This is a genomic window from Bradyrhizobium sp. USDA 3240 (genome assembly GCF_054063295.1).
In genome coordinates this window covers 8,559,757-8,576,801 of record NZ_JBSSGD010000002.1, presented here as the reverse complement: position 1 = coordinate 8,576,801, position 17,045 = coordinate 8,559,757, and the positions used below count along the sequence as shown (strand labels likewise).

Annotated in this window: 20 protein-coding genes, 2 tRNA genes and 1 pseudogene; 8 read left to right on the top strand and 15 right to left on the bottom strand. The window is 62.9% G+C overall.

From position 1 onward, the window contains the following. Window positions 1-19 precede the first annotated feature (19 nt). A complete protein-coding gene (locus ACVIGA_RS40940) occupies window positions 20-1,468 on the top strand; it encodes a SagB/ThcOx family dehydrogenase (RefSeq protein ID WP_456670490.1) in 1,449 nt (482 codons plus the stop codon). 7 nt (window positions 1,469-1,475) lie between these two features. On the opposite strand, the gene ACVIGA_RS40935 is transcribed toward ACVIGA_RS40940, so the two are convergent. After that, window positions 1,476-3,293, bottom strand: a complete 1,818-nt coding sequence (locus ACVIGA_RS40935) for a carbamoyltransferase family protein (protein ID WP_456670489.1) — start codon at window positions 3,291-3,293, stop codon at window positions 1,476-1,478. A 366-nt stretch (window positions 3,294-3,659) separates the two neighbouring features. Between ACVIGA_RS40935 and ACVIGA_RS40930 the strand changes: the two genes are divergently transcribed. Then, window positions 3,660-3,941 (top strand): hypothetical protein, encoded by a 282-nt coding sequence (locus tag ACVIGA_RS40930; RefSeq protein ID WP_375780905.1) that lies wholly within the window; start codon window positions 3,660-3,662, stop codon window positions 3,939-3,941. Window positions 3,942-4,299: 358 nt separating this feature from the next. On the opposite strand, the gene ACVIGA_RS40925 is transcribed toward ACVIGA_RS40930, so the two are convergent. From ACVIGA_RS40925 to ACVIGA_RS40905, 5 genes are all read right to left on the bottom strand, one after another. Further along, window positions 4,300-5,076: a cyclase family protein gene (locus tag ACVIGA_RS40925; RefSeq protein ID WP_456670488.1), complete on the bottom strand. Its 777-nt coding sequence runs from the start codon at window positions 5,074-5,076 to the stop codon at window positions 4,300-4,302. Window positions 5,077-5,990: 914 nt separating this feature from the next. Then, window positions 5,991-6,067: transfer RNA gene (locus ACVIGA_RS40920), tRNA-Pro, on the bottom strand. Window positions 6,068-6,186: 119 nt separating this feature from the next. After that, a complete protein-coding gene (locus tag ACVIGA_RS40915; RefSeq protein WP_456670487.1) occupies window positions 6,187-6,666 on the bottom strand; it encodes a DUF192 domain-containing protein in 480 nt (159 codons plus the stop codon). A gap of 121 nt (window positions 6,667-6,787) precedes the next feature. Beyond that, complete coding sequence (locus ACVIGA_RS40910) at window positions 6,788-7,450, bottom strand: cold-shock protein (protein ID WP_223967730.1); 663 nt, start codon at window positions 7,448-7,450, stop codon at window positions 6,788-6,790. A 199-nt stretch (window positions 7,451-7,649) separates the two neighbouring features. Next, a complete protein-coding gene (locus ACVIGA_RS40905) occupies window positions 7,650-8,411 on the bottom strand; it encodes an SIR2 family NAD-dependent protein deacylase (protein WP_456670486.1) in 762 nt (253 codons plus the stop codon). 48 nt (window positions 8,412-8,459) lie between these two features. Here ACVIGA_RS40905 and ACVIGA_RS40900 point away from each other — a divergent pair, with 48 nt between their 5' ends. Both ACVIGA_RS40900 and ACVIGA_RS40895 read left to right on the top strand, forming a co-directional pair. Continuing rightward, window positions 8,460-8,654, top strand: coding sequence for a hypothetical protein (locus ACVIGA_RS40900; protein ID WP_456670485.1), 195 nt, complete (start codon window positions 8,460-8,462; stop codon window positions 8,652-8,654). A 23-nt stretch (window positions 8,655-8,677) separates the two neighbouring features. Continuing rightward, window positions 8,678-8,839, top strand: a complete 162-nt coding sequence (locus ACVIGA_RS40895; protein WP_223967733.1) for a hypothetical protein — start codon at window positions 8,678-8,680, stop codon at window positions 8,837-8,839. A gap of 69 nt (window positions 8,840-8,908) precedes the next feature. On the opposite strand, the gene ACVIGA_RS40890 is transcribed toward ACVIGA_RS40895, so the two are convergent. From ACVIGA_RS40890 to ACVIGA_RS40880, 3 genes are all read right to left on the bottom strand, one after another. Further along, on the bottom strand, window positions 8,909-9,184 hold the full coding sequence (locus tag ACVIGA_RS40890) for a hypothetical protein (protein ID WP_223967734.1): 276 nt from the start codon (window positions 9,182-9,184) through the stop codon (window positions 8,909-8,911). Window positions 9,185-9,517: 333 nt separating this feature from the next. Further along, a complete protein-coding gene (locus ACVIGA_RS40885; RefSeq protein ID WP_375780898.1) occupies window positions 9,518-9,703 on the bottom strand; it encodes a hypothetical protein in 186 nt (61 codons plus the stop codon). 113 nt (window positions 9,704-9,816) lie between these two features. Continuing rightward, complete coding sequence (locus tag ACVIGA_RS40880; RefSeq protein ID WP_456670484.1) at window positions 9,817-10,284, bottom strand: hypothetical protein; 468 nt, start codon at window positions 10,282-10,284, stop codon at window positions 9,817-9,819. 167 nt (window positions 10,285-10,451) lie between these two features. On the opposite strand from ACVIGA_RS40880, the gene ACVIGA_RS40875 reads away from it, so the two are divergent. From ACVIGA_RS40875 to ACVIGA_RS40865, 3 genes are all read left to right on the top strand, one after another. Continuing rightward, window positions 10,452-10,625: a hypothetical protein gene (locus ACVIGA_RS40875; RefSeq protein WP_456670483.1), complete on the top strand. Its 174-nt coding sequence runs from the start codon at window positions 10,452-10,454 to the stop codon at window positions 10,623-10,625. 789 nt (window positions 10,626-11,414) lie between these two features. After that, complete coding sequence (locus ACVIGA_RS40870; RefSeq protein WP_097672220.1) at window positions 11,415-11,867, top strand: VOC family protein; 453 nt, start codon at window positions 11,415-11,417, stop codon at window positions 11,865-11,867. 347 nt (window positions 11,868-12,214) lie between these two features. After that, window positions 12,215-12,856: a glutathione S-transferase family protein gene (locus tag ACVIGA_RS40865; RefSeq protein WP_456670482.1), complete on the top strand. Its 642-nt coding sequence runs from the start codon at window positions 12,215-12,217 to the stop codon at window positions 12,854-12,856. A gap of 12 nt (window positions 12,857-12,868) precedes the next feature. Here the strand turns inward: ACVIGA_RS40865 and ACVIGA_RS40860 are convergent, their stop codons facing one another. The 4 genes from ACVIGA_RS40860 to ACVIGA_RS40845 all read right to left on the bottom strand — a co-directional run bounded on the left by ACVIGA_RS40860 (window position 12,869) and on the right by ACVIGA_RS40845 (window position 14,374). Next, window positions 12,869-13,114 (bottom strand): hypothetical protein, encoded by a 246-nt coding sequence (locus ACVIGA_RS40860; RefSeq protein ID WP_456670481.1) that lies wholly within the window; start codon window positions 13,112-13,114, stop codon window positions 12,869-12,871. A 31-nt stretch (window positions 13,115-13,145) separates the two neighbouring features. Further along, complete coding sequence (locus tag ACVIGA_RS40855; RefSeq protein ID WP_456670480.1) at window positions 13,146-13,403, bottom strand: PilZ domain-containing protein; 258 nt, start codon at window positions 13,401-13,403, stop codon at window positions 13,146-13,148. Window positions 13,404-13,571: 168 nt separating this feature from the next. Continuing rightward, window positions 13,572-13,646: transfer RNA gene (locus ACVIGA_RS40850), tRNA-Glu, on the bottom strand. A gap of 380 nt (window positions 13,647-14,026) precedes the next feature. Beyond that, window positions 14,027-14,374, bottom strand: coding sequence for a hypothetical protein (locus ACVIGA_RS40845; protein WP_456670479.1), 348 nt, complete (start codon window positions 14,372-14,374; stop codon window positions 14,027-14,029). Between the two features lie 158 nt (window positions 14,375-14,532). Between ACVIGA_RS40845 and ACVIGA_RS40840 the strand changes: the two are divergent. Next, a pseudogene (locus tag ACVIGA_RS40840) lies at window positions 14,533-15,764 on the top strand (hydantoinase/carbamoylase family amidase). A 98-nt stretch (window positions 15,765-15,862) separates the two neighbouring features. Here the strand turns inward: ACVIGA_RS40840 and ACVIGA_RS40835 are convergent. Together ACVIGA_RS40835 and ACVIGA_RS40830 are read right to left on the bottom strand one after the other, a co-directional pair. Next, window positions 15,863-16,807, bottom strand: a complete 945-nt coding sequence (locus ACVIGA_RS40835; RefSeq protein ID WP_456670478.1) for a sulfite exporter TauE/SafE family protein — start codon at window positions 16,805-16,807, stop codon at window positions 15,863-15,865. Next, the gene (locus ACVIGA_RS40830; protein WP_223967806.1) at window positions 16,794-16,952 is read right to left on the bottom strand and encodes a hypothetical protein; all 159 of its coding nucleotides are present in this window, start codon (window positions 16,950-16,952) and stop codon (window positions 16,794-16,796) included. The genes ACVIGA_RS40835 and ACVIGA_RS40830 overlap by 14 nt, the downstream gene beginning before the upstream one ends. Between the last annotated feature and the right edge of the window lie 93 nt (window positions 16,953-17,045).

Below are 17,045 nucleotides of genomic sequence, written 5' to 3'. Positions count from 1 at the left end.
CGTGCGCGCGCCCAGGAAAATGAGCGAGAAAAAGAAATCACCACGCGCCACGCCGCCGGCTGTCTTCGTTCGGCTCAACCCGCTCGTCGCGCTCGAAGCGCAACCTGACGGGAGCATAGCGGCTCTTGTCGAAGGCTATTCGGAGCCACTGGGAACGTTCAGCGCAGCCGCAGCGGAACGCGCCCTCGAACTGCGGGTGGGCCTGCCGCTTCCGCGCTCTGAAGGCGACGCGGTCGAGCGAGAGGTCGAGCGCCTGATGCGGCAATTGGCACGCCGCGGCCTGCTGGAATATCGCCTGGCGCGTCCGGGCGATGCCAATGATCTCGTCACGATCGAGCCGCAGACCCCCGATTACTGGCCGCGAACGCCAAAGCTCGACGATGCGGCAACAGTCGTGCTGTCACGCTTCGCCTATCTTCGGCGGCGCGGCACCGAGATGATTCTGGAATCGCCGCGGGCCGGCGCACTGTTGAGGATCCATGATGCGTGGATTGCGGCTCTGCTGACCATCCTCGCCAGTCCTCAGAAGATCAGCCGCATCCGACGTCTGGATGGCTATCCGGGCCCTGCATTGCTTGCGCTGCTGCTGGACTGCCAAATCCTGATCGAGGTCGACGCGGCAAACCGCGATACGCTGCGAAAGGCGGAAGGCGATGACGGCCTCGTGCTCTGGGATTTTCACGACTTGCTGTTCCATGCCCGCAGCACGGAAGGCCGACAGGCCAGTCCGCTGGGTGGCCTCTATCCGCACACCGGCCTGATTGCGCCGCTCCCCGCGATCCGACCTGCCTGGCCCGGCGAGACCATCAAGCTACCGGAATCCGACCGCATCGCCTCGCCGCTGGAACAACTGCTGCATGACCGGCATTCGACGCGCGATTTCGACGATCACAAGCCTGTCACATTGGCTGAACTTTCGACGTTCCTGAACAGAGTCGCGCGGGTCCGGGCGAAATGGAGCGGGCAGCTGGAGTTTGCCGACGATGGTCCCGATATCGAATACACCAGCAGGCCGTATCCGGCAGCGGGCAGCGCCTACGAGCTTGAGCTCTATCTGGCCGTCGCGAATTGCGACGGCTTGACGCCAGGTTTCTATCACTACGACGCCGATGCGCATGCGCTGGCAGCCATCGACGTCCGCCCGCAACACTTCGAGGCCATGTTGCAAAGCGCGGAATTTGCCATGGACGCGCCGTCTCCGCCGCAGATCCTGATCACCATCGCCGCGCGATTTGGCCGGATCTCCTGGAAGTACAGCGCCATCGCTTATGCGCTCATCCTGAAGGATGTCGGCGTCCTGACCCAGACGCTGTACCTGGTGGCGACGGATTTGGGCCTCGGCGGCTGTGCGATCGGCACCGCCAATATCGATCTGTTCGCGAAGATGACCGGGCTCGATATTCATGTCGAGGGGCCTGTCGGCCAGTTCGGGCTGGGGCGCGGCATGGAACCGCCCCCTGCCGGATAGTCCTCGATCAGCCGCCGCGACTGCCGTCCTGCGTGGTCGAGGAGACGATGGTGGCGACGTCGCCGAACGTCGTCATGACCGGCGTGACGACCTTGTGCATTGCCGTCTTCGACACCAGCGTGTCGTGCAGCACGAGGTTGTCGATGCCGGTGGTGAGAAAGCAGCTCACCGCGTCCTGCGGCGTCTCGATGATCGGCTCGCCCTTGACGTTGAACGAGGTGTTGATCAAGACCGGCACGCCGGTCAGCGCCTCGAACTCCTTCAGCAAGCGGTAGAGCACCGGGTTGGTTTCTTCCCGCACGCTCTGCACCCGCGCCGAACCGTCGACATGCACGATCGCCGGGATCTTGTCGCGCCATTCGGGCCGCACCGGCTTGGCGATGAGCATATAGGGTGAGTCCTCCTCGCCCTCGAAGACCTCCTTCATGCGCTCGGCCAGCACGATCGGCGCAAACGGCCGGAATGCCTGGCGGTGCTTGACGCGGCTGTTGAGGATGTCCTTCATCTCGGCCTTGCGCGGATCGGCGATCAGGCTGCGGTTGCCGAGCGCGCGCGGACCGAACTCAGAGGGCCCCTGAAACCAGCCGATCACGCGCTGGTCGGCGAGCAGTTTTGCGGTGTCGCGGCAGATGTTGTCGCTGCGCTTCGCGTCGACCTGGATCCGCACCAGGAAGCTTTGCAGCGCGGCCGCGACCTCTGCGTCGCTGTAGCGCCGGCCGACATAGGCATGGTCCATCACGAACGAGCGGCGCTGCTTGAGAATCTCGAGCCAGCCGTAATAGGCACAGCCGATGGCGATGCCGTCGTCGCCGGCGGCGGGCTGGATCCAGACGTTCTCGAAGCCGGCCTCGCGCGCGATGCGCCCGTTGGCCACGCAGTTCAGCGCGACGCCGCCGGCGATGCAGAGGTTCTTCGCACCGGTGGTCTCGCGCAGCCAGCGCGCCCGCGCCAGCAGCACGTTCTCGGTGTCATCCTGTACCCGCCAGGCGATGTCCTCCCAGTGCCGCATGGTCGGGCTCTTGTCCCAGCTGCCGCTGTCGAGCACGAAGGGCTGCTGGTTGTCGGCGCCCCAGAACGGCACGTTCAGCCGGCCGTCCTTCATCTCGAGCAGATGGCCGACCTGCTCGTGGCGGCCATAGGGCGCAAGCCCCATCAGCTCGCCACACTTGTTCCAGTCGCCGAACACATAGGTCGAGACCCGGCTGTAGAGCGCGCCGAGACCCGGCATGTTGTAGAACTCGTCCGACAAGAGACCGCGCGCCGGCTCCATAAAGACCTTCTTCAGGCATTCGAGCTTTGTGTCGTCGAACCTGTAGTAACTCTCGGACTCGCGGGCGAGCGGCGACGTCCCATCCTGCGGATAGGTTTCCATCGCATCGGCTTGGTAGTTGCCGACACCGTCGACGATCATCACGACGCCGTCCTTGAACGGCGACACCGCGAACGCGCTGTAGGCATGCGCGAGGTGATGCGAGATCGACACCACCTTGTCGGATTTCGCGCGAAACAGCGGATGCTTGATCGCCTCGTTGCGCTCGGCGATCGGCAGGAAGCCCGGCATGTCCTGGTGGAGCATCCGTTCCTCCATCTCGGGCACTGGCAGGATGTAGCTGTTGCTCACCACGAGATCGACGTCGTCGAGCGTGATGCCCTCGGCGGACAGGCAGTAGTCGATGACTTCCCTGTAGAAGCCGGAGGCGTGCTTCTCGCGGGTGATGCGCTCCTTGGAGATCGCATAGGCGATCGCGCCGTCACGCAGCAGGCAGGCGCTCACGTCATGGTCGTAGACGTTGAGACCAAGGACATAGGTGTGTTGTTTCGGCATGGGCACTCTTCGGGAAGGATTCTGAAACGCTCAGAGAACATGATCGTGTCGACTTCAAGTTCTCGACAGCATTTTCCGCGGCTCGCAAGTCTCTGCTTCTGCGACGCACAAATCACATCGGCACAATGCAAGATGAACAGAATGAACGGCGGATGAACGACAAGATGAGTGTAGCAACCACATCATCCTTTGCAGGCGGGAACGTAACTTGACCTTACCTGTTGGTCTCAATAGAGTCGCTAAAGCTCGCAAGAACCTTAGTGAAAATATTGTCTTAGCATGCTCGAACCGGATACCGGTGTCGCGCATCCAAGTGAGACAGCCAGCATCAGTTCAGATGTTTGGAAGTGACTGGAGATCTTCGGAATGACTAAACGCTACAATATCCTGACTCGCTGCCTCGCAGCAGTCGCTTTGTTGTTCGTCTATGTCGCAAGCACCTCTGCCATCCTGATCGGCGCCACCACGTCGTCTGCGCAGGCGCAATGGCGCGGACGTGGCTACGGATATCGCGGCGGCTGGGGTCGCGGAGGCGGATGGGGTTATGGTCGTGGATATGGTTATGGCCGCGGCTATGGCTACTACGGCGGTTATGCCGGTCCCCGTTGCTGGTGGACCCCGCGTGGTGTTCGCGTTTGCCGCTGGTAACAACCGACGGCCGATACAAGCGATATTGAAGACATCAATCAGGTGCGTCGGTCCCGGCGCACCTGATTTTCTTTTTGCGGCTTGGTTGTCCTGCTTGGACTTGGTTCACCCGCTGGGGCCCGGCTCATCTCCGGCACGCAAGAAAGAGCCCCGGGAGACGCCGGGGCTCCAGTCACGGGAGAGAACGCTTCAGAAATCGGGACGCGAGGACGAGCCGCCGGCCCGATCACCCAATGCATCTACGGCGTGTATGAGAGCAGATTCGGCCGCCTCTGGCTGTAGCCATACCGCAACAACCTGCCGCAATGCACAGCCTGTCCACCGGTTCCAGAGGCTTGCCGAAAACCTCGGTAGGCGCCTAGCCGTCCAGGATCGCAACCGCCCTCGTCCACCCCGCCGACGCGCGCTCGATCTTCACCGGGAAGCACGACACCATGAACCCGGTCGACGGCAGTTGCTCGAGATTGTGCAGCTTCTCGATGTGGCAGTAGCCGATATGCCGCCCGGCCTTGTGGCCTTCCCAGATCAGGCTGGCGTCCCTGGTCTCGGCATATCTCTTCGCGGTGAAGACGAACGGCGCATCCCAGCTCCAGCCGTCGATGCCGGTCAGCCGCACGCCGCGTTCGAGCAGATACATCGTCGCCTCATAGCCCATCCCGCAGCCCGAATTGACGTAGTCGGCCTGGCCATATTTCGCGCCGGCACTGGTGTTGACGATCACGATCTCGAGCGGCGACAGCGTGTGGCCGATCCGCTTCAACTCGGCCTCGACATCGCCTGCGGTCGCGACGTAGCCGTCAGGCAGATGCCGGAAGTCGAGCTTGACGCCCGGCTGAAAGCACCATTCCAGCGGCACCTCATCGATGGTCCAGGAGCGTTCGCCGCGGTTCATGGTCGGATGGAAATGCCAGGGCGCATCGAGATGCGTGCCGTTGTGCGTGGAGAGCGAGACCTGCTCGACGGCCCAGCCCTGCCCGTCAGGCAGATCCGCAGCCTTCAGTCCATCAAAGAACTGCAGCATGCGCGGCAGCCCTTGCTGATGGTCGATATACTGGATGGTCGGATGGTTGCCCGGCGGATCGGCCGGAACGTCGTTCTGCAAGGGAACCGAGATATCGATCAGTCTGCGCGCCATGGTGCCTCCTCGCGGATTGGTCTTGTCAGGCTGAAGCAACCTGCCAGTCCGCGCGCACCATCGGCAAGCCACATCCGCACGAGATCAGGCGATGGGTCTGCCCCGGTTGCGACAGCGGCAAGGCGCCACGCCGTTGAACCTATTTCCCGTGCGGACGACCCATGGGCACTGGGGATTTCAGGGCCCAGTATTCGGCGACGCCGTCTGGACGATCCATATTCCGTCCCGACGGCGTTGTTGCGTCAGGCGAGACAATCCCGACCGAAGCGTGGTTACCCGTGCCAGAACGCTGTTCACGCACAGCGAGCCGCAGAAACAATCCGTGTGCTCATGTCGGGCGGTTTGCTGGTGGTGTTGCCACGGCCATACAGAGATACCCTTACAACGATGCTAACCAACCTGCATCTGAACCAAGATGAGGTTGCGTCGTGTCGGGATTTGATCACTGGAACGGTGCAAATAGAGCTTACTCGTCCGCCGAAGCGCCACATCTGCGCGATGAGCAACAGAAGTTCGACCGCTATCACAAATTCGACGACGCCATCTCACGACCGTCGGCGAGTGGCCCAAGAACCGTGATCTTGGATCGCTACAACCCGCCGGCTCGTTGATCTAGTCAGCGCCCGGGCGGCTGGAGATGCGGGGAGTGGAGCGCGGGGGCTTCGGTCCGGCGCTTGCCATTTCAGGGTGCCGACTGACCACGATTTGTGGATTGGCAAAGCATCGTGATGTGCTTGTCGCCAACCACCTGTTGGTTCGGATCCCACACGTTGGCAAGCCTGATCAGCGAGAGCATGTCGCCGCAGGCGTGCGTTGCCGCCCTCGCCTCCACCGGCTAGCTGACCATCAGGATCCGCAAATTCAGGAATGGTCTTGGGTACGAAAGCGATCCGCCGTTCACGATCGCTAGGAGATGGTCGGGGCAGCTGGATTCGAACCAACGACCTGCAGTACCCAAAACTGCCGCGCTACCAGGCTGCGCTATACCCCGATATTTCCGAGAAGCCCCGTGGATACACGCTTCAGCCAGCGCCAGCAAGGCGGCGGTGCGGGACTTGCGGCCGGGAAATCAGCCGCGTTTTCGTCCGGAAGCCGCAAGGGAACGGCGAGCTAGTGACCGCCGAACAGCGGGTGGCCGACCCGGTCGCCGGGCTGGATGCCGTATTTCTGCGCGGTGCCGGCAATCACCTCGAGGACGCCCTTGGCGAGCCCCCGTGACGGAATGATCTTGGTCGACATCGGCTCGGTGTTCTCCGCGATCCGCAGGATGCGTCCGTCGGCGCGGATGAAGATCATGTCGAGCGAGATGTAGGTGTTCTTCATCCACATCGACACTTCCTGCTCCGGCGTGAAGTCGAACAGCATGCCTTTGCCGTCGGCGAGCTCCTTCCGGTACATCAGGCCGGTCTCCTTCTCCTGCTCGGTGGTCGCCATTTCGACGGAGAAGACGTGCACGCCTGATTTGGTGACGATCTCGAGCGGCTGGATGCTGGCCGCCTGCGCGGCCGGGGCCAGCAGCGCGCCGAACATCATGACGAGGGAGGCCACCAGCCACGGGCGAAGCCGCCCAACCATGCGATCGAAATTCATCGACAAATACTCACACCGGGGAAGATTTTCCGGCGGACCCTAACCCGATGATTGCGGCAAATGCCAGAGCCCTGACGGCTCGCCGGCGGCTCACGTTTCCGTCAGGGAGTCCAGCTAGGGCTCAGTGCGACGACAGCGCCGAGGGGCCGGTCTCCGGGTGGATCTCGGCGGCCATCATGCCCTTGGAGCCGGGCCCGAACCGCACGAGAACATACTGGCCGGGACGCAGCTCGGTCATGCCGAAGCGGCGTAGCGTCTCCATGTGCACGAAGATGTCGGGCGTGCCCTCCCCGCAAGTCACGAAGCCGAAGCCGCGCAGCCGGTTGAACCATTTGACCTGTGCACGTTCGAGCCCGCTGGTCGCGGTCACCGTGACATGGGTCCGCGGCGGCAGCATCTGTGCCGGATGGATCGCGGTCGACTCGTCCATCGAGACGATGCGGAAGGCCTGGTAGCCCTTCGCGCGCTGCACGCACTCGACGACGAGCCGCGCGCCCTCATAGGCGGTCTGGTGGCCGTCGCGCCGCAGCACCGTCACGTGCAGCAGGATGTCGGGCCAGCCATTGTCGGGGACGATGAAGCCGTAGCCTTTCGAGGCGTCGAACCATTTGATGACGCCGGAGACTTCGACGAGGTTCGCCGCCGTGTCGCCGAGACCGGAGAAGGCATCGATCGCCGGATCGCGCGGCGCGCTGCCATACTCGCCTTGTGCAATCCTACTTTGCCCAACTCCGCCGATCGGCGGTCCGCCGAGCTTCTTGGACTCAAATCCGTCCGACCCCATGACCCCGGACCCCACACATCAAATGCAGAGCGCCGACGTTGCGGCGCACCCTGTACACGCTGCTCTCCATGACCAACTCATTTGGACGCTGCGCGAATCTCTCAACCAAAAGATAACACTCCCGCTTGCCGGGCATAGCTAAAAAACGATTCTTGCTGGAACTATGAACAGGCTAGCGCAGCCACGAATCAATCAGGCGTCAATTGCCTACGAAAGGACCAAGCGTGTCGCCGATGTCGTGCCGGATCACCAGGTCGGCGATGTCGTCCTGATCGGTCGGCTCGTTGTTGATGATCACGAGCCGCGCGCCGCTCTCCTTCGCCATCATCGGAAAGCCTGCGGCGGGCCACACCACCAGCGACGAGCCGATCGCCAGGAACAGGTTGCAGTGCCTTGCGAGTTCCGCCGCGCGACGCATCGCATCCTCGGGCATCGACTGCCCGAACGAGATCGTCGCGGTCTTCACCGGATCGCCGCACGCCGCGCAATCGGGCGCAGCACCGATCTTGTCGAAGTGCAGCTTCACCCACGCAAGGTCGTAGTCCTTGCCGCACCCGATGCAGCGGGCATAGGTGGTGTTGCCGTGCAGCTCGATGACGTCATCGGCCTTGAAGCCCGACGCCTGATGCAGATTGTCGATGTTTTGGGTGATGATGCCGGGAACCTTGCCGGCCCGGTAGAGCGACGCGAGCGCGCGATGGCCGCGCCCCGGCTTGGCGGCCGCGAATGTCGGTTCCATCGCGAAGCGCCGGCGCCATGACTCGTCACGCGCCTCCTGACTGGCCACGAACTCGTCGAACGGGATCGGCCGGTTGCGCGTCCATAGCCCGCCGGGCGAGCGGAAGTCGGGAATGCCGCACTCGGTGGAGATACCCGCCCCGGTGAAGGGCACGATCGATGATGCCTCGGCAATCATGTTGCCGAGCCGCTCGACGCCGCTGCGCAGATCTTTTGCAATCACTGGGAATGATCCGGTTGGCCGGCCGTGACTATAGCATGGTCGGAGCGATTGCTCTCGACCATCACGCGAGCGATCGGCTGCGGTCAGGCCGCCGTGGTCGGATTGCGTGACCTGCTTCGCCGGCGCATCAGCTTCGTCGGTCTTCCGCTGCCCTTCTTCCGCTGCCTTGGCTTCATCACAATCCTGCAAAGCCTGCTCCGCATTGACGCCCAATTCACCGATGCCAATGCGCGGCGGGGATAGGACCATGACGAAGAGGATGGGCAATGGCCGATCAGAAGGACAGTGCGGCGCGCGAGCGCGAAGAGATCGTCGCACGCATTGCCAACTTCAGGGCGACGCAGCAGAAGTTCGAGCGCGATCGCCAGGAATATTACGACAACACGCTCGGCAATGTCTGGAGCGGATTGCAGCGCAAGAGCGCTTGAGCTTGCGCGCGATCACACCATGACGCGTGATTGAAAAGCCCGGAGCGGTGTGCTCCGGGCTCGTCGCCGTTACCAGTAATGGCGGTAGTGGTGGTGCCGATAATACGGACCGCGATAGTAGGCGTATCCGTCGTCGTAGTAGCCGTAGCGCGGGCCATAATAACCGTAGCCGGGCCCGTAGTAGTGTGGGCCATACGCATAGGCGCCGGCCGCACCCGCGGCGAGCGCACCGGCGGCCAGACCGAACGCCAGGCCCGGGCCGATGCCGCGCGCTTGCGCCGGCGCGCTGACCATCGTTGCGCCCACCGTCGCGACCGTCGCCAAAACTGCCAATGTCCTTTTCATCGCCAACCTCCTCACGTGGTGATGTGCACCAACGCGGGCGCAAAAGGATGGTTGCTGCAAAAGGCCTGTCCGGTTCCGCAGCCATGCGATAGCGCAAAGCTACCATCGGTTAGCGGTGGAACAAAAACACAACCTCAATGATTAGTTTGCGTTGAGCGAGGTTGGCATCGATGCCGGCGTGGATGGAACTGCTGCTGAACGTGATGGGCTTTGCCGGCTTTATCGGCATCGCGATGTATGACAAGCATCCGAACGGGAAGCTGCCGGACTGAGCGCCGGGGCGCGGCTCAGCTTGCCGATTCCGGTTTGATGTCCGCTCTAGTTTGATTTCCTCTAGTTTGATTTCCGCGCCTCTCCCGCCGTGCGGACCAGCCGGTCCGCCTTAACGAGCACCTTGCCGCTCTCCGGCTGCGGCCGAAGCCAGAAACTGATCGCAACAAAGGCGGAACAGAGCAGCAGGCCCACCACCATCACGCGCCGGTGGGTCGGTCGGTCAGCGCTGTGGAATGTTGGCGTCATGGCTGTCACCTGCAACCATCCCTACCGCAATCGCAGGTGGTGACAACGCAATGTTGCTCTTAACCTAACCAAGTAGGGTTAGCCGTGGCCCGGTAGGGCGGCGTTGGGATGCCTCATTTGCCGCGACATTCATCCACAACGATATCCCGCACTTGTCCGCAGCAAATCCACAGCCGCGGCAGATCATTTTGCCAAACAGAATGCGAAGCTTGCTGCGCACTCGTCCACAGCCTCGCCGCAATCAGGCATCCGCGAGGCGCTTCAGGGTTGCCTGGAAGCTCAGTTCCAACCAGCACAGTCCCGAACACTTCGGCCTGGTCACCGCTGAAGGTACCGGAGAAGCCGCTCGTCACCTCTTGCCCTGCGAACAGCGGCCGCGCGAACGGATCGGAAAACGGAGAATGCTGATTGGTCCGGAGGTGCCCCTTCCAGGTGCCCTCGCTCGCCGTGTAGGCCCCGATCGACCAGAAATGCGGCCCGCCCCCGATCAGCAGGCCATCGCGAAGGATCAGGACGCCGCTGTCGCGGCCCCGCACGCCGTCCAACATAAGGATATGGATCGAATAAAGCCCGTTCCTCATCGATCGCGCCGTCCGGTCCCGCCGGCCCGCAGTATGCCGCCAAGCCGGGCGGCAGGCGAGCGGGTCGATCCCGCCCGGCCGCCGATTCGAGCTGAAAGCGTGGGTCCAGGCGCTTACAAATCGTTAAGAAAGCCCTGACAGGGTTCGACGGCCGGAGGGAGAGAGCCATGCTCGTTTACCCCGTACCTGTCGAAGTGACGCAAGCCAGAGTGCAGCTCGTCGTCGATCAGACCGCGAAGGAGCAGCCGCGCGTCATCAGCGGGGATGTGCTTGACGTCTTCGCCGCCAAGAACAAGGCCGATCGCGACGCCGTCGAGACCCTTCTCGACATCAAGGTGTGAGACCGCAACCAGCTTTGAGGCGCTTGCATTGCACATTTGGCGGCGCGCGCCGGCGCATGTCGCGCGTGATCCGGGACCCACCGCCGGGCCGGCCCCGAACGCCCCCGCAAATCCCCCTTCGCCGGACTTTTCCTTTGAACCTTTTGCGCAGCGCCAAGACATAAATGCGCTGGGGATTTCAGGGCCCAGTGTTTGGCGCAGCGCTGTGGGACGAGGATATTCCGTCTACGCGGCGCTGTTGCATTTTATAAATTCAACCTTAAGTTTGGGCCCCAACAGTTGACGGCTCACGCCCTGAGAGATCCCCAGTCCGTCAGCTGGGAAAGCCCCGCATCCAGCCTGCGGGGCTTTCCATTTTCGGGATGCAGGAACCTGCCGCCGCGAGCACAGCGAGTTGGCTGGTTCCGGCACGATCTCCCCAAGGCCGATCGGCATCAGACCCCGCGAGACCACGCGCGGGGTTTTGCGTTTTAGAGGATGTCCAACCTCGCGCGTCCTTGATTGGCAGTGATGGGCAATCGATGGGATAGAAAGCCGTGCCTCCAAGGCTCGACCACGAAAGCCCTGTCCCGGAATTTTCCTGGGCGGGGCTTTCTCGTATTGCGCGCGGCATGAGCGTGTCGCCACTCGCTCGGTTGCGTCGGCTCGCGAAAGCTTGAGAGCGCAACCGCCCCGAACGGTCGGCAAAAGTGGTGCACGCCCCTGCCCCGCGCCGCGTTTTGCTGCTATTTCTTGGCGCGTCTCGCCCGAGCCAAAACAAAATCTCGCAATTCCCAGGAGGACAAGAAAATGCGCTATCTGCACACCATGCTGCGCGTCCGCAATCTCGATGTCGCGATGAAATTCTATCAGGACGCGCTGGGGCTGAAGGAAGTGCGCCGCATCGACAATGACAAGGGCCGCTTCACGCTGGTGTTTCTCTGCGCGGAGGAAGATCTCCATCTGCTCAAGTCGCTGCCGCAGAGCCGCGGCGCGCCGCTGGTCGAACTGACCTACAATTGGGACGAGGAGAAATACGGCGAGGACCGTCATTTCGGCCATCTCGCCTACGAGGTCGACGACATATACGCGACCTGCGAGAAGCTGATGAAGATGGGTGTCACCATCAATCGTCCGCCGCGCGACGGCAACATGGCGTTCGTGCGCTCGCCCGACCTGCACTCGATCGAGATCCTGCAGAAGGGCGATCCGAAGGCGCCGGCCGAACCATGGGCCTCGATGCCGAACACCGGGCACTGGTAAACGCCGCGCCCGCGCGCATGTTCCTAATCCGCGTTATCCGCGTTTCTCCATCGGTGGGACGCGGCGATCGCGAGGAACATGGCGCTTTGGTTGACGTTGCCTCCTCACACGAATGCGAGGAGGCGAGGAGATGGGAAAAGGACTTTTGCTTTGGCTGTTGGGTGTACCGATCCCGGTGATCATCGTGTTGTGGTTGCTGTTCGGTCACTGACTGCGCTTTGACTGAGATCGACGAGGCTCTGCCGCATCGCGGCGGAGCCTCTTTTTTGAACTCGGTCACCCCGCGCTTTTCCCTGACGGTTCGGCTAAGAACGCGCGCAAAGCACAACAGCGGAAAGAAACGCGTGATGGACAGCAAGCCGCAACTGACGATCTGGGGCCGGCCAAATTCGGTCAATGTGCAGAAGGTGCTCTGGTGTCTCGCCGAGCTCGACCTGCCCTATCAGCGCATCGATGCCGGCATGCAGTTCGGCAAGAACGATCAGGCGGACTATCTCGCGATGAACCCGAATGGCCGCGTCCCGACCCTGGTCGACGGCGACTATGTGCTGTGGGAATCCAATTCGGTGATGCGCTATCTCTGCCTGGCCTACGGCCAGGGCTCGCCGGTGTATCCGCAGGCGCCGAAGGCGCGCGCCGCCGTTGACCGCTGGCTCGACTGGACATTGTCGACGCTGCAACCGGTCGAGCGCCCGCTATTCTGGGGGCTGGTGCGCACGGCACCCGAAAAGCGCGACATGGTGCAGAGCCAGAAGGACGCCGATGCCGCCGGCGTGGTGTGGCGCGTCGTCGAGGCGCAGCTTGCAAGCCGCCGCTACGTCGAGGGCGATCAGTTCACGATCGCCGACATCGCGCTCGGCGCCTTTGCGCGGCGCTGGTTCGGCGTCGAGGGCGTGACCAAGCCGAAGCTGCCTCATCTCGAACGCTGGTTCGGCGAGATCGCGCAGCGGCCGGCCTTCATCCGCATCGTCGCGCCGCCGATGTCGTGAGCGGCAAGCCGTTCAGCGTCCGCCGGACACCCCTGCACCGACGCTGACGGCGCCACCGAGCTTCACGCAGGTGTCCGAGCCCTCGACCTTGACGAAGCCCGGTCCGTACGACGCGCAGGAATTGCTCCGCGTCGCGGATTTCGACGGCAGGGATTTGCCGGCATCGGGCGGCGTCTGGAAGTTGCGGCGGTCGCCGGTTTGCGCGAACGCAGCGGCGGGAAGCAGGACGGCGATGATGGCGAAGCAGGTCTTGCGCATGCCGCCTTTTATCGCGCGCGGCCGGATCAGGCTAGCGCACGAATCTAACACCGAACGTCTTGCCCTTGCGCCAGACCACTTCGCAGGCGCGCCCGGTGCGGGCGTCGCGGGAAAACGCCAACCGCAGCTTGGCCGGCAGCGTGTTGTTGTCCTGCACGGTGATTTTTGCGCCCGACGAGGAAATGTCCTCGACCACGCAAGGCCGCGCGGCGAATCCGCCGTCGAGCGTGATCCAGCCGGATTGACGCAGCGATTTGCGCGTTTCGCGCTTCTTGGATCCCAAAGCCATCACATCATCCCCGGGCTCACGCCTATCGCCGCGGGCTTACCAAAGGGTTGCGAAAGATCGACGGATTGCAGTGATTGTGCCGTTGTTCACAGCGAGCCGAACCGCATGGCAGGGCGTTCGCCTGTGCGATAATTCGTTGAGTCTGCTGGATTTCCGGTTTGGCGCCGATGGCGCTCCCTAGCGGAATCGAACCGCTCTCTCCACCGTGAAAGGGTGGCGTCCTAACCGATAGACGAAGGGAGCAAAACCCCCGGCAAATCAATACGTTATACGTTAGACATGCCGCACTGGCCGTGACCTGCAACCGGCCGCGACGGGCGAACGTATAGTGGCGATTGGCCGGACGGGCAAGCGTTCAGAACGCTTTTCCCGGACTGCCCGCCCAGGCCACCTGCGGGAGATCACCTGCACGACAATCCGGCCTCGATCGAGGTCCAGAAACCGCAATGCAGCGGCACATGCGCATGGGCCCGCGAACCGCCCCCATGAATCAGGATGGCGGCGGCAAGCGCAATGACGATGGCGGGAACAATGAGTCTACGGAGCGACATGGGCCTGCGCATCGAACCACATCGTGGCCTAACTATGGCCTGCAGGCCGAGTTGATGTCTGGCGACGGCGCGCTAGCGATTGGTCGCGCTGGCGACGTCCTGACGATCGGTCGGCTGTGCCGCCGCCACCGCTGGCTTCTGCTTGATGCAGGTGCTGCAGATCACGAGCTTGCGCGCCAACCGGTTGTCGGCATCCTCTTCCGACAGTTGCGTCTCTGCCGCCGCCGGTGACGCATTCCGCGCATGGCGTCGCGGCTGCGGCTGATTGGGATCCTGCCCGGCGCCATCCCAGGCCAACGGACCTGTTCCCGGCGACGGAGCCGTCATGCTGTATTGCTGCGAGTATTGCGCGCAGGCGCCGAGCGCGATCGGAATAAACAGCACAGCGGCCTTGCGAGCCCAGTTCCTGAATGCAGACATGATCACACTCACACGCTATTCGTACCGCGACATCAGTTCTGCGAACTAAGAGCAGAACCGCTAAGAAATCGTTCACCCTGATTGTTCCGTCGCATCCAACCGCGACCGCATCAAGACGGGATTGAGGCACCAAGACGCTAATCCGGAGTAGTCCAACCATGCCAGGCATCAACGGTCGCTTCGACGGCAAGCGCGTGCTCGCCGATCTCAACGCGCTGCGCGCGATCGGCGCCTACAAGACCGGCGTGCACAAGCCGACATTCTCGGAGCCGCATTTGCGCTCGCTGGACTGGCTTGCGGCACACTTGCCCGATGCCGGCCTCACCGCGACGATCGACGGCATCGGCAACGTGTTCGGCATCAGCACGAAAGCGGGACCGAAGCTGCTCGCGGGCTCGCATCTCGAAAGTCAGAACCATGCGGGCTGGCTCGATGGGCCGCTCGGCGTGATCTATGCGCTGGAGGCTGCGCGCGTCATCAACGGCGATCCCGGCATCGACGGCGCGGTCGAGGTCGCAGCATGGTGCGACGAGGAAGGACATTTCGGCAGCTTCCTCGGCAGCCGGTCGTTCGCAGGCGCGGTGACCGAGGCCGACATCGATGCGGCGCGCGACCGCTCCAGCGATCGCACCATGCGCCAGGCGTTGCACGATGCGGGCTTCGCCGGCCGCCCGCGCGTCAGCGCCGAACCTGGCCGCCATATCGGTTATCTCGAAGCGCATATCGAGCAAGGCGACACGCTGGAGAGCAGCCGGCTCAAGATCGGCGTCGTCACCTCCATCGTCGGCATCTGGCAATATCGCATCACGTTCACCGGCGAGCAGAACCATGCAGGCACCACGCGGATGGCGGTGCGCAAGGATGCCGGCCTGGCGCTGGCGCGGTTCTGCGTCGCAATCGACGACAGCTTCCCTGCCCTGTGCGGACCGCGCACGGTCTGGACCACCGGCCGCATCACGCTGGACCCGGGCGCGCCGAGCATCATTCCAGGACACGCCGAGATGCTGTTCCAGATCCGCGACGACAATCCCGAGGTGATCGCGCGGCTCGAGGCCCATCTGCATCGCCTGCGGAAGAAGCCACCGCGCAGGGCCGCTGCGGCGTGAAGGTCGAGCGCATCCGCACCGGCGTGCCCGCGACGATGACGCCTGCCTTCCAGGACGCAATCGAAGCCGCGAGCGCCGTCTGTGCCGGCGGCAAATCAATCCGGATGCCGAGCGGCGCCGGCCATGACGCCCAGGTGCTCGCCACCGTCATGCCGGCGGCGATGCTGTTCGTGCCGTCGATCGGCGGCATCAGCCATCATTGGAGCGAGAACACCGACGACGCAGACATCGTCACGGGCGCCGAGGTGTTTGTCGAAACCTGCCGCCGCTTACTGGCAGGTTAGAGCGTCTTCAAGCGAAGTGGACACCGGTTCGCGTGAAGAAAACGCGTCGAAACAAGAATCCAGAGCTTCGGTTCTGACGCGATCAGAACCGAAAAGCTCTAGCTGCCTTGCGAACGCCGCCCCGCGGCATTGTCGCCATCAGGTTGGGCCACCCCGATTCCGGATCTCTGCGGAGCCAACGCATGTGAGCTCTGCGCGGTCCCTCTCCGCACAGTGAAGAACACGTACAACAAGCAGACGTCGATCAGGATCGTTGCGGCCATGATGCTGTAGGCCCACGGGCTTTCCATCAGCTTCACTTCGACCAACACGCGCGACAGTCCGAATCCCACGACCCAGGCATCAAAGCTCATGCAGATCCGGCGAAACGTCTCGGCATCCAGCCGCCGGATCAGCCAGGCACCGAACGGAATGCCAACGACCACGCAGGGAACCAGCACGAACAAGATGCTCCGGCTTTCTTCGATGAACAGACCGAGCTTGTAGTACGCGATCGCAGTCAAGCCGGACTCTGTCACCCGAACCAGCGCGAGGCCGGCCCGAAACTCGTCTTTGACCAAGCCCTGATTGTTGAAAAGGATCGCCAGTGGCGGTCCCGAGATGGTCGTGACCGAGTACAGGACCCCGAGCGCCGTTCCGAATGGCAAACCGACGAGCCATCTCGACTGGATCGGCTTCCGCCAACCGGCCGCCTGCAGCAGGATCAGCGGCAGAATGATCGAGTAGGTGGCGAATTTGATCCAGCCAGGTTGCAGTGACGTCAGAGCAAAGGCGCCGACTGCAATGCCGGGCAGCATGCCGATGAGAATAGGCAGCACGCGCCGCCACACGGCCGGAACGCCGCTCAGGTTGATGCACAGAACATACAGGTTGACGAAGACTTCGACGATGACGACCGCAGGATTGAGAACGCGGTTGGTATAGAAGACAAGCGCGACCGGCACGGTGAGCGAGGAAAACCCGTAACCCAGCGCACCGTTCACAAAGGCCGCAAACAGGGCGATCACGGCAAGAACGATCACAGCAGAATCAATCGAAGACATCTTTGGCTTTTACCGGATCAGTCGCTTTGCCCGCGACATTATAGCCCATGGAAACAGGCGCGGTGCCGAAACTTGCCGCCGCCACGTCGTGCCACGGCCACGCGCCGTGAAGTTCGCCCGATCCACGGGTCGACGACCTCGTCATGCCGTGAGCCACCTTGTCGATGCGCCCCCATCTCACTCCGGCACGACATCGCCGCGCGGCTCGCGGCATTCAAGCAAGCTGGCTGGACCGACA